We start from the raw sequence: 14081 nt of genomic DNA on the forward strand, positions 1-14081 counted from the left end.
TCAGCGGTCCACGTCGGCCATGACAAAATCGATACTGCCCAGATGCGCGATCAAATCCGGCACAAAGCCACCGCGCATCAGCACAGGAATCTGCTGCAGATGCGGAAAGCTCGGCGTGCGAATGCGCGTGCGATAGCTCATGGTGCTGCCGTCACTGGTCAGGTAATAACTGTTGATGCCTTTGGTCGCTTCAATCATCTGCAGTGACTCGTTACCGGGCAACACCGGCCCCCAAGACACCTGCAAAAAGTGGGTAATCATCGTTTCAATATGTTCAAGCATGCGCTCCCGGGGCGGCGGAGTGGTCAACGGATGATCCGCCTTGTAGTCCCCTGCAGGCATGTTATTGATGCACTGCTGAAGAATTCTCACGCTCTGACGCATCTCCTCGATGCGCAGTTGGCCGCGGTCGAAAGCGTCGCCGTTTTGAGCTAGTGGCACCTCGAAATCGAAGTTCTCGTAACCGGAATAGGGGCGCTTTTTGCGCAGATCAAAATCGCAGCCGGTGGCGCGCAGATTGGGGCCGGTGACGCCCCAGGCCAAGGCGTTCGCGGTATCGAAGGCAGCAATGTTTTTGGTGCGATCGCGAACCATCGAGTTTTCCATCATCGCCCGCTCGTATTCCCTCAGCCGGGGGGGCATCCAGTCAACAAAACCTTGCATAAGCCTGTCCCAGCCTTTCGGCAGGTCCTGCATCACGCCGCCAATGCGAAACCAGGCCGGGTGCATACGAAAGCCGGTGATCGCCTCAATCACGTCGTAGCCCTTTTGGCGGTCGGTAAAGGTATAGAACACCGGCGACATGGCGCCAAGATCCTGCAAATAAGTGCCCAGAAATAGCAGGTGGCTGGTAATACGGAACAGCTCTGCCATCATCACCCGAATCGTTTGGATGCGCGCGTTTACCTGTATGCCAGCGAGCTTCTCCACTGCCAGCACGTAGGGCAGATTGTTCATTACGCCGCCCACGTAATCGATACGGTCGGTGTAGGGAATGAAGCTGTGCCAGGACTGGCGCTCGGCCATTTTCTCTGCACCACGATGGTGGTAGCCGATATCCGGCACGCAGTCGATGATCTCCTCGCCGTCGAGCTGCAATACAAGGCGAAATGCGCCATGGGCGGACGGATGATTCGGCCCCAGGTTAAGAAACATGAAATCAGTTTCATCGTTTTTACGTTTCATGCCCCAGTCTTCAGGCTTGAACTTCAGGGCTTGCTGTTCTCGTTCCTGGCTCGCCACGGTTAGGGTATAAGGATCAAATTCGGTCGCTCTGGCATGGTGATCCTTACGCAGTGGGTGGCCCTGCCAGGTAGACGGCATCAAAATGCGGGAAAGGTTGGGGTGTCCGTCAAAGTGAACACCGAACATGTCCCAGACTTCGCGCTCGTACCAGTTGGCGTTGGGGTAGACCGGGATCACTGTAGGCAAAGACAGATCCTGCTCGAGGAGCGCCACCTTAAGCATGATGTCGCGATTGCCCGATACGGACAGCAGCTGATAGAACACAGTGAAATCGGCTTCGGGCAAGCCATGGCGATGACTGCGCAGGCGCTCGTCAACCGCTGACAAATCAAACAGCATCTCGAATGGTTCGGGTAGCTTGCGCAGCGTTGCCAGCACCTCAACCAGTGCGTCCCGGCTCACCCACAACACCGGCATGCCCGTCAAAGTGGGCTGTTCATGGAGCACCTGGTCACCAAAGCGCTCTCGCAGCATTGCCACGAGGGAGCTGGCCCGATGGTCGGGAGCGGCTGCCGCGCTGGTGTTGGGGTTAACAACGCTCATTTTAACAGTGTCCCTCTCGCTCTAAGGTGCGTGAGAATATCTGGAAATTCTTGGGTTAAACGCTGTCCGGTGTCCGCAGCTCTGTCACCTGAATACGCCGATCGCGATGCTTCTCTCGCTGGGACGGCATTTCTGCGCGGTACACGCCCTGGTCGCCAACTACCCAGGATAGTGGGCGACGCTCCTTTTGAATCGAGTCTTGCAGCAGCTGCAAGCCCTGCAAAAAAGCTTCCGGGCGCGGCGGGCAGCCGGGCACGTAAACATCCACCGGCAAAAACTTGTCAACGCCCTGCACCACCGAATAAATATCGTACATGCCGCCGGAGTTGGCGCAGGAGCCCATGGAAATCACCCACTTGGGCTCGATCATCTGGTCGTAGAGTTGCTGGATAATCGGCGCCATCTTCACGAAACAGGTACCCGCAATAACCATGAAATCCGCCTGCCGCGGCGAAGCTCGGATGACCTCGGCACCGAAACGGGCGATGTCGTGGGGTGACGTAAACGCCGTGGTCATCTCTACGTAGCAGCAGGACAGGCCAAAGTTATAGGGCCACAGGGAGTTCTTGCGCCCCCAGTTCACCGTCGAATTGAGTACGTCTTTAAGCCTGCCGGTGTACACGCTACGGTGCACCTGTTGCTTCATCGGGTCTTCGACGCGTTGTTGTTTACCTAAAGGGTAGCGATCGTTTTCTGCTGCCAGTGCATCTTCGGCCCGGGTAAGGGTGTATGCCATGGTGTGCCTCCCAAATGAAAACCAATAAGTGATTACTTTCCTCGATGTAGCCGATCACGGCCTACGGGAGCCCAGTCCAATGCTCCAGAACGGTAGTCATAAACCAGCCCAGCAAGAAGTATGGCGATAAATACCGTGGCACCCCAGAAGCCGCCCCAACCTACCTCGCGCACCGACACGGCCCAGGAAAACAGGAACATGGCTTCGATATCAAAGATCACGAAGAGCATTGCAACCAGATAGAACTGGATGGAAAAACGCTGGCGTGCGCTACCCGTGCCGATGATGCCGCTTTCGAAAGGCAACCCTTTGCTGGGCCCCTGACTGCGCCCGCCGAGCAGCGCGGAGACGCCGATCATGAAAGCGCACAGGCCTATGACGGCCAGGACAAAAAGCCCCGTGGCCCAGTACTCGGCAATCAACGCTGTCCCATCCTGTTGCATAGCTATCCTGCTAATGGCTTCTATAATTTGCCGCCCAAGGAACCTATCAAGATCGGCGACACACTCGCTTATGTTGCCAATCATCAGTCAGTCTTAAACGTAGGAGGCGCTTATGGTCTTGTCAAAGGCGCCTGTCGATTATGCTCATGTCCAAGGTCATGCGCGCCAGTGGCCGCCTTTTCGATCACCTGCTACGTTTAATTAACTTCGGGAGCACCCCCTCCCCGACCTTACAACACACATGCTGTGGAGGGTTTCTCATGTCATCTAACAGTTTCAATACCCGCGATACACTCAAAGTCGACGATGCGACCTACACCATCTATCGCCTTGATCGTATCGACGGCGCGCAGCGGCTGCCCTACAGTCTGAAAGTGCTACTGGAAAACCTGCTGCGCAACGAGGACGGTGAGCGGATCACGGCCGAGCAAATCCAGGCTCTGGCCGAGTGGCAGCCGAAAAATGTCCGCACACAGGAAATACAGTACACCCCAGCGCGAGTGCTGATGCAGGATTTCACCGGCGTGCCGTGCATCGTCGATCTGGTCGCGATGCGCGACGCGATTGCCGATCTGGGCGGCGACGTTCGCCGAATCAATCCGCTAATCCCCACCGAGCTGGTGATCGACCACTCGGTGATCGTTGACGTCTTCGGTCGAGCCGATGCCTTCCTGACCAACGCCGCCCTGGAGTTCGAACGCAACGCTGAACGCTACCAGCTGCTGCGCTGGGGCGCGCAGACGTTAGACGATTTCAAGGTTGTGCCACCAGATACCGGTATCTGCCACCAGATTAACCTCGAATACCTCTCCCGAGTGGTATTCACCCGCGAGACTCCAGACGGAACACTTGCCTACCCGGACACCCTAGTCGGCACTGACTCACACACGCCGATGGTCAACGGCTTGGGTGTGCTCGGCTGGGGTGTGGGTGGCATTGAGGCCGAAGCTGCGATGCTCGGCCAACCGATCAGCATGCTTATGCCTCAGGTGCTCGGTTTCAAGCTCACCGGGGAATTGAAGCCGGGCACTACCGCCACCGATCTGGTACTTACGGTGGCTGAGTTGCTGCGCAAAACCGGTGTGGTTGGGAAGTTTGTCGAGTTTTATGGCCCTGGCCTGGCCAGTGTGCCGCTGGCCAATCGCGCTACCATCGGCAACATGAGCCCCGAGTACGGTTCGACCTGCGCGATCTTTCCGATCGACGACGAGACCCTTTCCTATCTGCGCCTGACCGGGCGGCCCGAGCATCAGATCCGTCTGGTCGAGGCCTATGCCAAAGAACAGGGTCTGTGGCACGACCCGGAGCACGAGGCCGACTATTCCCAAATTCTGGAGTTCGATCTTGGCAGCGTCGAGCCGTCGCTGGCCGGACCCAAGCGCCCGCAGGACCGGGTGCCGCTGCGCATCGCACCGAATGCGGTTTGCGCGCTGCTTGCCGGTCAATCGCAGGCTGACGCGCTGCGCGTCGGTCTTGACGCAGCCTCTGATGCGTCCTTTCCCGCCAGCGATCCGATCTCGATCATACACAGTGATCCCAGCGATGCGCCGCGAGCGCTTCCCGACGATGGCTGCGGCACCGAATGGTCACCGAATCCGATCCCGATAACCCTGGCTGATGGCAGCCAGTGTGAAATCGACCACGGCTCGGTGGTGATCGCTGCGATCACCTCCTGCACCAATACCTCAAATCCATCGGTCATGCTCGGCGCCGCATTGCTGGCTAAAAATGCCGTGGAGAAGGGACTGGTCAGCAAACCCTGGGTCAAAACCTCGCTGGCACCCGGCTCCCGGGTGGTCACTGACTACATCGAGCGTGCCGGTTTAACACCTTTTCTCGAAAAACTCGGTTTCCATCTGGTGGGCTACGGTTGTACCACCTGCATCGGCAATTCCGGGCCACTGATCCCAGAAGTCAGCGCCGCGATCAACGACAACGATTTGACCGTATGCTCGGTGCTGTCCGGCAACCGCAACTTCGAGGGCCGGATCCACCCTCAAACACAAATGAACTTCCTGGCGTCGCCACCGCTGGTGGTGGCCTATGCTCTGGCCGGCAGCCTGCACGTTAACCTGCTGCACGATCCTTTGGGTGAAGACTCTGACGGCAAGCCGGTCTATCTTCACGATATCTGGCCCTCGTCACAGACCATCGAGGATACAATCGCGGCGAATCTGCACGCCGAGATGTTCACCGATGGATATTCCGATCTCTACGCCGGGGACGAACGCTGGCAGGACATGGATATTGCCGAGGGTGATACTTTCCAGTGGCAGCCTGATTCGACCTACGTGCGCAAGCCGCCGTTCTTCGACGGTATGGAGCGCGATCCTGCTCCCTTGACCGATATCACCGGTGCCCGGGTGCTGGCAAAGCTCGGCGATTCAGTGACCACCGACCATATCAGCCCGGCTGGGGCGATCGCACCGGATTCGCCGGCGGGTCGCTATCTCATGGAACATAATATCGAGCACAAGGATTTCAACTCCTACGGTGCGCGCCGCGGTAATCACGAAGTGATGATTCGCGGCACCTTCGCCAACATCCGTTTGCGTAATCACCTGGCTCCCGACACCGAGGGTGGCTTCACCCGCGATTTCACCCGGGCCGATACGCCGGTCACCACCATCTACGAGGCTGCCCAGAATTACGCGGCAGCCGATACGCAGCTAGTAATTCTGGCCGGTAAAGAATATGGCTCGGGCTCTTCCCGTGACTGGGCCGCGAAAGGTACCGCCCTGCTCGGCGTGCGCGCCGTGATTGCCGAATCCTACGAGCGCATTCACCGCTCCAACCTGATCGGTATGGGCGTGCTACCGTTGCAGTTTCTCGATGGCCAGAACGCTGAGACTCTTGGGTTGACAGGCGAAGAAACCTTCGCGATCACCGGCCTAGCGGATAAAGAGACGCCAGCCCACGAGCTGAGTGTCACGGTTACAAACCCGCAGGGCCAGGCCCGGACATTTGATGCCATCGTGCGCATCGACACCCCGGCCGAGGCCGACTACTACCGGCACGGCGGTATTCTGCCCTATGTACTACGACAGTTGTTGGAGCCGGGAGAGGCCAGTCGATAGCTTAATCGCTGGCATGGTGAAACAGGCACCAACTGGCTGGCCTGCATTCGTAGCATGGACAAACTCGATGATCCGTTTCGGCTGTATCACTGCCATACGGAAGCAGCAGTCATGAATCATAGGTCGCGACCTCGATCACCACATGTGCAAGTCTATCGTCTGCAGATCACCTCGGTGCTGTCTTTTGGTCATCGACTGAGTGGACTCTTCCTTAGTCTTGGGGCCGTATTGCTGGTGGGATGGTTATTAATGGCCGCCACCGGGGCGCAAGCCTTCACTCATCTCAATGCCTGGTTTGGCTAGGAGTGGCAATTCCGACCATTCTATTACTCATTGCCTTGTTCTGGCATATGGCACTGGCAATCACCGTCGGATAGCCAAAAGTAACCCATAACGCACCACGGAAATGCTGCAAACCACCACGCCTCAACTACCGGATTATGATGTGAGCGATGCTCCGGAGTGCTCAGCGGTGCATCGAACGCCTTCGTATGCCCCCGAATGCAATAGCCACACTGGGTAACGTGCGCTACAGCCACTGCAATCAGCTGCTTCGTTTTCTTATCCAGAGCGCCGTCAGCGAACACCTTTTGGCTGAATTCCTGAAAGGCGTCGTGGATCTACGGTGCCAGGGATGCTCGCTGTTTATTAGTCTTCAGCGTGGCGTAAGGGTAGAGATGTTCGGACATGTGCTTTCTCCTGTCGCTTTTCTATAAGATATGTAATAAATAAATCTTATAGAAAGTCAACGAGAGTACATCGCATTAACATGATTGGGATTGGTGGTGATTGGCTTTGATCGCGTGTCGACCTATTTGCACCGGCCGAGGCTGACTAATACCCGCACGGCGGCATTCTGCCGTATGTACTGCGACAGTTACTCGAGTTGGCGGGTAGCTGCAGGTAATATCCGCGACATGCCTTTTAGAATCGTAACCAGGCCCAGCCCCGGTTACGATTGCATCAGGACTGATTCACCATAATAGCCTTCACATTCACGAACTCGTGCATGCCAAAACCGCCATGTTCGCGGCCATAACCGCTTTGCTTTACCCCGCCAAAAGGCAGATTGGGCAGCGCTAGGTTGTAGCCATTGATATTGATCATACCGGTGTCGAATTCATCTCGCGCCAGGCGCACGGCCTCCTCTTCGTCAGCCGAAAAAATGCCGCCTCCCAAGCCATAGATAGAGTCATTCGCAACCCGCATAGCCTCGGCTGCATCCTTTACTTTGATCAGCGCAGCCACCGGGCCAAACAGCTCATCGTCATAAGCTGGCTGCCCGGGCGCGACGTTTTCCAGCACGGTTGGGGGATAGTAAAAGCCTTTGCCTTCGGGAATTTCACCACCCAAAGAACAGGTTGCACCGGCCTCGATAGACTTCCGAACCTGCTCATGGAGCCCGTCTCTGAGGTCTTCGCGCGCCATCGGTCCCATTTTAGTATCGCTATGGGTGGGATCACCAAAGGATAGCTTCTTCATTTCGGCCAGGTAAGCATCCCGGAACTCGTCATACACCGCTTCTTCAATGATAAATCGTTTCGCTGCCACGCAAGTTTGGCCCGCATTGTAGGTACGGCCTTGGACACAAATTTTGGCTGCTTTCTGGATATCGGCATCTGCAAGCACCAGGTAGGCATCGTTGCTACCCAGTTCAAGCACGGTTTTCTTCAGCACTTTAGCAGCACGCTGGGCCACGGCTCGGCCCGCGTTGGGGCTACCGGTCAGCGTAACGCCACGCACCAGTTTGTGCTCGATGACCGCGTCTGACACCTCGTGGTCAATCAGCAGCGTGCGGAACGCGTGTTCCGGCATACCGGCATCCCTGTAAAGCTTTTCAACTTCCAGCGCCATGCCCCATACATTGTTAGCGTGTTTCAGTAGCACGGTGTTACCAGCCATGAGATTGGCGGCGCTATAACGGATGACCTGGTAGAGCGGAAAATTCCAGGGTTGGATGCCGTAAATCACACCCAGAGGCTGGTAGGAGACTACTGCACGGCCACCCGAAAGCTCCCGTGTTTCATCCGCCAGTGCCTTGGGGCCCTGTTCGGCGGTGTACTCACAAACCGCCGCACACAGCTCACATTCCTGTTTGCCCTCAGCGAGGGTTTTACCCATCTCACGAGTCATCAGCGCGGCGTAGTCGTCTTGGCGCTCCCGAATTAGCGCGGCGGTTTTACGCAAAATATCTACGCGTTCGCCGAACCCGGTTTTGCGCCAGCTAAGAAAAGCATGATGAGTTTGTTCGACAATGCTCTCTGCCTCATGGCGGGACATCATAGGATAGGTTTCAAGAACTTCTTCCGTGGCGGGATTGATGGTCTTATGTGTGTTTGACATCAGGTTGCCTCCTCGATGGGCAATGACGGGCGAACCCGTATCAGGTCAACCGTCATAAAATGGTACTGCTAGCCAAATATATCATGGCCGCCCACGCCCCAAAGGGAAGGTTACATAACTGTATAACTCACAACGACCTGAGCGGCAGAGACCAGCGAGACGCCCAAAATAGGCACGGCGAATCCAGACCTTCGCGCCCTACACGTGCAATAAAATCATATTTTTGTGACTAAACTTTAACCATTCGCCTCAAGCACGATGGTGTCACCTTCAAGCCGATCATGGCGGCAGTCTTAAATATTTGTCATAACGCCGACCAGAATCCCGCGGGCGCACTAAGCTGTATTGGATCGCCCCTAATTGAAGGCGGCGGAAAACGTCGAATTCTGAACACTGCAGAGAGAGGAGCCCGCTCATGTCTGACTCCAAAAACCCGTCGCAGCACGCCAAAGGCAAGGGTGGCGAATTACATCAACACGCAGACACCACCCACCCGACCATGACTACGCAGCAAGGTGCTCCTGTCGCCGATGATCAAAACTCCCTGCGCGCAGGCGCGCGCGGTCCGGGGCTGTTGGAAGACCACGTAATGCGTGAAAAGATCTTCCACTTCGACCATGAGCGTATTCCAGAACGCGTTGTTCATGCTCGCGGGGTTGGCTTTCACGGGTACTTCGAGAACTACAGCGATCAGTCGGAACTCACTGCAGCAGACTTGTTCCAGCGCCCGGGTGAACAGACGCCCGTTTTTGCGCGATTCTCAACGGTTGCTGGCAACAAAGGGTCCGCAGATCTGCCCCGCGATGTTCGCGGCTTCGCCACAAAATTTTACACACGCCAAGGCAACTGGGATCTGGTGGGCAATAATATGCCGGTGTTTTTCATTCAGGACGCCATGAAGTTTCCCGACCTGGTACACGCGGTGAAAGAAGCGCCGGATCGCGGTTTTCCACAGGCCCAGTCGGCGCACGATAACTTCTGGGACTTTGTCGGACTGATGCCAGAGAGCATGCACATGCTGATGTGGACCATGTCTGACCGAGCCATCCCGCGATCGCCCCGTTTTATGGAAGGTTTTGGTGTGCACAGCTTTCGCTTTGTGAACGCACAGGGCGTATCACAATTTGTGAAATTTCACTGGAAACCCAAGCACGGTATGCAATCGGTGGTGTGGAACGAAGCTCTAAAAATAAACGGTGCCGACCCGGACTTTCACCGTCGTGATATGTGGGACGCCATTCAGCGCGGCGACTACCCGGAGTGGGAGTTAGGCGTGCAGATATTTGATGACGCTTTTGCTGAAAAATTCGAATTCGACATTCTGGACGCCACCAAGCTGATTCCCGAAGAGCAGGTGCCCATTACGCCCTTGGGTAAAATGGTGCTGAATCGCGCTGTCGATAACTTTTTTGCCGAGACCGAGCAGGTCGCCTTCTGCACTCAGAATATCGTGCGCGGTATCGATCACTCCAACGATCCTCTGCTTCAAGGCCGGAATTTTTCTTACCTGGATACCCAAACCAAACGTTTAGGTGGCCCTAACTTTACCCATATTCCCATTAACGCTCCCAAATGCCCCATGCATCATTTCCAGCAAGATGGACACATGGCGATGACCAACCCCACAGGCCGCGTTAATTACGAGCCCAACAGCTGGGAAAATAACCCGGGTCCCCGTGAAAATCCGACCGACGGTTTCCATAGCTACGCAGAGGAGATAGAAGGCACGAAAGTTCGCGAACGCTCACCCAGCTTTTCAGATCACTACAGCCAGGCCGGGCAGTTTTACATCAGCCAGACCGATACCGAACAAGGCCACATAGCCGATGCCTTCGTGTTTGAATTGAGCAAGGTTGAGCGCGCGGATATTCGCCTGCGCATGGTCGCTCATCTGCGGAATGTCGACGAGAGTCTAGCAAAAACTGTGGCGGATGGGCTTGGGCTCGAGTCGCTTCCTGAGGCACCAACACCCGCTGCAACACCCCGTAAAGACCTTCCCTCTTCAGACGCACTTAGCATTTTGAAGAACGGCCCGGGCAGCTTCAGCGGTCGCAAACTAGGCGTGTTTGTCAGCGAAGGCACCGACGCGAAAACATTCGATGCTCTCAAAGCAGCCGCCGAAAAAGAAGGGGCAGTTGTCGCCGTCATTGCGCCTCACATTAGCGGCGTATGTGACAGCAATGGGCGCAAGATACCGGCAAATGAAAAGATTGATGGCGGCCCTTCCGTGCTGTTCGATGCCGTTGCCCTGATGCCCGGTTCGCAGGGCTTAGATCAGCTGGCAAATCACGGCCCAGTGCGCGACTTTATTAATGACGCCTTCGCACACTGCAAATTCATTGGCTTTAACGAGTCCGCCAGAAAACTGTTTAAAGCTGTGGGTATCGAGCAAAAACTGGATGACGGCTGCCTATTACTGGATGCCAACGAAGCAGACGATGCTGCGTCTAATTTCATCGAGAAGTGTCGGAGCCTGCGTTATTGGCCCCGAGAAGGAGCCATCAATAAAGTGTAGATTTTCAGGAGACATGATGAAAGACGGAACTTCGCGCCAACCCAAGGGACTAGCCCGCATTAAAGGGCTGGCGCGACGACTGATATACTCCCGACACGCTTTCTGGGGATTAGGTATTGCGTCTTTTCTTGAGTCCATTCTCATACCCATCCCGCTCGAGGCAATCCTCATTCCCTTGATGCAGGCCCGCCGCAGTCAGATATTCCTCCTCAGTACTATTGCCCTGCTCGGCTGTCTGGCAGGCGCCACTGTTGGCTATTATGTCGGCTATTTCGTGTTTGATGCCGTCGGGCAGCAGCTCGTGGATATGATCTCAACGCCCGAGCAATTCGAGCAAGTGCGCATGCGAATGGAGGAGGACGGGTTCTGGTTCGTCATGAGTGTAGGTGTTATTCCGATTCCGTTTCAGATTGCCATGCTAGCAGCCGGTGCAACCAGCTATTCCTTCTTCCTGTTTATGCTCGCGTCTGCCTTGTCACGGGCACTGAGATACTATGGTCTGGGGCTGCTGGTTGTTATTGCAGGCAATCGTGCTCAAGCTATTTTCGAACGTCACAAAGTGTCTGCTATCATCGTGATTACAATAGTTGTGTTTGTGATTTGGGGCTGGGCTTTATTGAGCGGTTGACCAAAAAAATTACTCTTTCCCGGCTTGTGGTCTATAAATAACCAGACGTGAGGTTATTTTCTCGTAACAGATCGTTCGCGCGCTTCTACATTTGCTATTCAAAAAGACAATATAACTGCCAAAGGTTATTGCGAGACTCAATTCGGATGATGTCAAATCCAGCAGGCAAGACCACAATTTCTTCACTTGATTTTCTCCCTAGTGGGAGCGAAATGGGCCGGTTTATCCGCGACCATGACTGGTTTGATAGCGCTCTCGGTTCGCCTCAGCAGTGGTCACAATCACTGCGTACCGTATTGCGGCTGATGCTTAATACGGCACAACCGATGGCGGTTTTTTGGGGCGAACACGGCACCTGCCTATACAACGATGCGTTTCGTCAATCCCTCGTTTCCGAGCAGCATCCCGACTCGCTGGGGCAGCCTGCAAGTGAAGTCTGGAGGGAAACCTGGCCCATGATCGGTTCAATCATTGAACAGGTCATGACCGACAAGGGCGCGGGCAAACAAATAAATCACACGGTTCCCTTTACCCTCCATGGTCGCCAAGACAATACCTACTGGACATGCAGTTTCAGCCCTGTAGATGATCAAAGTGCCCCCGATGGCATCGGCGGGGCGCTCGTAATTTGCAATGAAATCACAGACCAGATGTATGCCAATCAGACCCTCGACACAAAATGCGAACAACTCACCCAGATGTTCAACAAGGCCTCTGCGTTTATGGCGCTAATGAGCGGGCCTGACCATAAATTTGAACTTTCTAACCCGAGTCATAACCAGATTGTAGTCCATCGCCCTGTATTGGGTCTGCCCGTCGCAGAGGCCCTGCCTGATGCTGTGGAACAAGGCTCTGTGAGCATCCTAGATCATGTCTTTACCTCTGGTGAGCCTTATATTGCGAACCGTGCTAAATATAGCGTTCAGATAACGCCGGAGGCGCCTATTAAGGAGCGCATCCTCAACTTTGTTTATCAGCCAGTGCTTGGGCCGGAGGATGAAGTCAGCGCGATCTTTGTAGAAGGAACCGATGTAACGGACCAAGTGCAGGCGCAGGAGGAACTGCAGCGGGTTAACAGTGAGCTGGCCGATACCGTGTTCCGCCTGAAAGCGATTGAACGACGAAAGAGTTTTCGTTTGAAACTAACTGATCGGCTGCGTCCGCTCCTGGATCCGAATGAGATCACAGCTGCCGCAACCGAATTGCTTGGTCAGTTTTTGGGCGTTACCCGCGTGTTCTATGGCGACTTCTCAGAGTCGGGCGACACGGTAACCGTAAGACCCGGGTGGACAAGAGATGGCGCAGAATCAATGGTCGGGGACGAGCTTCGATTAGAGGAGTTTGGCCCTGTAGTTGCGTCTCAGATCCAGGCCGGGGACGCTTTTGTACTTAGTGATGTGACCACTGACGAGCGTTCTGCCGCCTTTGCCCCGGCATACCTCGATAGGGGAATAAAGGCTGTCCTGGCGGTTCCCGTTATCAAAGCCGGCTCGTTGCGCGTGTTGCTAGGAGTACATGATTCCAAAGTCCATAATTGGTCAGCGGTAGACGTTGCCTTGGCTGAAGATGTAGTGGACCGGACGTGGGCGGCTGTTGAATCTGCCCGTGCGCAGGCCGAGCTTCGCCGAGAGCGAGACCATAGCAGACACATTCTGGACAGCATGACGGAAGGCTTCATCTCAATATCCGCTGACTGGACCATAACTCATTTCAATGCTGAAGCGGCGCGTATTAGCCGACAACCCGTTCGTGACGTCATCGGGAGGACACAATGGGAGGTTTGGCCGGAGCTGAGAGGCTCCGCTATCGACGACTTGTACGTCGGAGTCAGGCAAACCGGCAAAGCGAGCACGATGGAACTGCCCTTTGTGCTTCCTGGCGATTATCACGCATGGATAGAAATAAGAGCCTACCCTGCCCTTGATGGCGCGCTTGCGGTGTTCTTTCGGGACATTACCGAGCGCAAATTGGTCGACGAAGAAATACGTCACGCATCACTGCACGACCCCTTAACGGGTCTGCCGAACCGGGCCATGTTGTTTGAGTATGCAACCCACTTATTGCCTCACAACCTGCGAGCTTCACAATGCGCTGCAATACTGTTTCTCGATCTGGACCGCTTCAAGCCAATTAACGACACCCACGGACACGAAGTTGGCGACATGGTGCTCAAGGAAGTATCCAGCAGGCTTTCACTAAGCCTGCGTGCAGAAGACCTGGTAATCAGAATGGGCGGCGACGAGTTCGTAATCCTGCTACAAGATATAGGCGTTTCTGCCTACGCCGCAGAGGTAGCCCTCCATATTATCAGGAAAATCAGTGAACCTTATCAGGTGGGAGAACTGGCGCTGTCGATTTCAACGTCCATCGGCATCAGCATGTTCCCGCGCGATGGTGAAGACATTGATACATTAGTGAACCATGCCGACGCTGCGATGTATCAGGCCAAGCAGGAAGGCAGAGATAATTTCCAGTTCTACTCCTCGGCGTTTACTGCGGGTATCCAACAACAGAACAGGATTGAACAGGCGCAATAGTTGGGTTTCGTCGT

Annotated in this window: 10 protein-coding genes; 5 read left to right on the plus strand and 5 right to left on the minus strand. The window is 55.2% G+C overall.

Annotation, left to right across the window (positions count from 1 at the left end; genetic code table 11):
- From nuoC to CPH80_RS06095, 3 genes are read right to left on the minus strand one after another with little or no spacing between them, the layout of a single operon-like run.
- Nucleotides 1–1788 carry an NADH-quinone oxidoreductase subunit C/D gene (gene nuoC / locus CPH80_RS06085; RefSeq protein ID WP_096276120.1) on the minus strand — a complete coding sequence of 596 codons (1788 nt, stop codon included), beginning with the start codon at nucleotides 1786–1788 and terminating at the stop codon, nucleotides 1–3.
- A 55-nt stretch (nucleotides 1789–1843) separates the two neighbouring features.
- The gene (locus CPH80_RS06090) at nucleotides 1844–2524 is read right to left on the minus strand and encodes an NADH-quinone oxidoreductase subunit B (RefSeq protein WP_096276122.1); all 681 of its coding nucleotides are present in this window, start codon (nucleotides 2522–2524) and stop codon (nucleotides 1844–1846) included.
- A gap of 32 nt (nucleotides 2525–2556) precedes the next feature.
- The gene (locus CPH80_RS06095; protein ID WP_096276123.1) at nucleotides 2557–2967 is read right to left on the minus strand and encodes an NADH-quinone oxidoreductase subunit A; all 411 of its coding nucleotides are present in this window, start codon (nucleotides 2965–2967) and stop codon (nucleotides 2557–2559) included.
- Nucleotides 2968–3227: 260 nt separating this feature from the next.
- Between CPH80_RS06095 and CPH80_RS06100 the strand changes: the two genes are divergently transcribed.
- Both CPH80_RS06100 and CPH80_RS06105 read left to right on the plus strand, forming a co-directional pair.
- Nucleotides 3228–6044 carry an aconitate hydratase gene (locus tag CPH80_RS06100; RefSeq protein WP_096276125.1) on the plus strand — a complete coding sequence of 939 codons (2817 nt, stop codon included), beginning with the start codon at nucleotides 3228–3230 and terminating at the stop codon, nucleotides 6042–6044.
- 111 nt (nucleotides 6045–6155) lie between these two features.
- Nucleotides 6156–6347, plus strand: coding sequence for a succinate:quinone oxidoreductase subunit C (locus CPH80_RS06105; protein WP_227520453.1), 192 nt, complete (start codon nucleotides 6156–6158; stop codon nucleotides 6345–6347).
- A 23-nt stretch (nucleotides 6348–6370) separates the two neighbouring features.
- On the opposite strand, the gene CPH80_RS23285 is transcribed toward CPH80_RS06105, so the two are convergent.
- The gene (locus tag CPH80_RS23285; protein WP_197703639.1) at nucleotides 6371–6664 is read right to left on the minus strand and encodes a carboxymuconolactone decarboxylase family protein; all 294 of its coding nucleotides are present in this window, start codon (nucleotides 6662–6664) and stop codon (nucleotides 6371–6373) included.
- 343 nt (nucleotides 6665–7007) lie between these two features.
- Entirely contained in the window at nucleotides 7008–8387 is a 1380-nt protein-coding gene (locus tag CPH80_RS06115) for an NAD-dependent succinate-semialdehyde dehydrogenase (RefSeq protein ID WP_096276127.1), read from the minus strand.
- 415 nt (nucleotides 8388–8802) lie between these two features.
- Here CPH80_RS06115 and CPH80_RS06120 point away from each other — a divergent pair, with 415 nt between their 5' ends.
- The 3 genes from CPH80_RS06120 to CPH80_RS06130 all read left to right on the plus strand — a co-directional run bounded on the left by CPH80_RS06120 (nucleotide 8803) and on the right by CPH80_RS06130 (nucleotide 14067).
- Complete coding sequence (locus tag CPH80_RS06120) at nucleotides 8803–10902, plus strand: catalase (RefSeq protein ID WP_096276129.1); 2100 nt, start codon at nucleotides 8803–8805, stop codon at nucleotides 10900–10902.
- 13 nt (nucleotides 10903–10915) lie between these two features.
- Nucleotides 10916–11530, plus strand: coding sequence for a YqaA family protein (locus tag CPH80_RS06125; protein ID WP_227520378.1), 615 nt, complete (start codon nucleotides 10916–10918; stop codon nucleotides 11528–11530).
- A gap of 146 nt (nucleotides 11531–11676) precedes the next feature.
- Nucleotides 11677–14067, plus strand: coding sequence for a diguanylate cyclase domain-containing protein (locus CPH80_RS06130; protein WP_096276133.1), 2391 nt, complete (start codon nucleotides 11677–11679; stop codon nucleotides 14065–14067).
- The last annotated feature ends 14 nt before the right edge of the window (nucleotides 14068–14081 follow it).

The organism is Marinobacter sp. LV10R510-11A, from assembly GCF_900215155.1.
Classification (GTDB): domain Bacteria; phylum Pseudomonadota; class Gammaproteobacteria; order Pseudomonadales; family Oleiphilaceae; genus Marinobacter.

Bases quoted from the DNA above. Each gene is read 5' to 3' on its own strand.
- CPH80_RS06090 (WP_096276122.1), bottom strand. From the start codon at position 2,524: ATGGCATACACCCTTACCCGGGCCGAAGATGCACTGGCAGCAGAAAAC.
- nuoC (WP_096276120.1), bottom strand. From the start codon at position 1,788: ATGAGCGTTGTTAACCCCAACACCAGCGCGGCAGCCGCTCCCGACCAT.
- CPH80_RS06105 (WP_227520453.1), top strand. From the start codon at position 6,156: ATGAATCATAGGTCGCGACCTCGATCACCACATGTGCAAGTCTATCGT.
- CPH80_RS06115 (WP_096276127.1), bottom strand. From the start codon at position 8,387: ATGTCAAACACACATAAGACCATCAATCCCGCCACGGAAGAAGTTCTT.
- CPH80_RS06130 (WP_096276133.1), top strand. From the start codon at position 11,677: ATGATGTCAAATCCAGCAGGCAAGACCACAATTTCTTCACTTGATTTT.
- CPH80_RS06100 (WP_096276125.1), top strand. From the start codon at position 3,228: ATGTCATCTAACAGTTTCAATACCCGCGATACACTCAAAGTCGACGAT.
- CPH80_RS06095 (WP_096276123.1), bottom strand. From the start codon at position 2,967: ATGCAACAGGATGGGACAGCGTTGATTGCCGAGTACTGGGCCACGGGG.
- CPH80_RS06125 (WP_227520378.1), top strand. From the start codon at position 10,916: ATGATGAAAGACGGAACTTCGCGCCAACCCAAGGGACTAGCCCGCATT.
- CPH80_RS06120 (WP_096276129.1), top strand. From the start codon at position 8,803: ATGTCTGACTCCAAAAACCCGTCGCAGCACGCCAAAGGCAAGGGTGGC.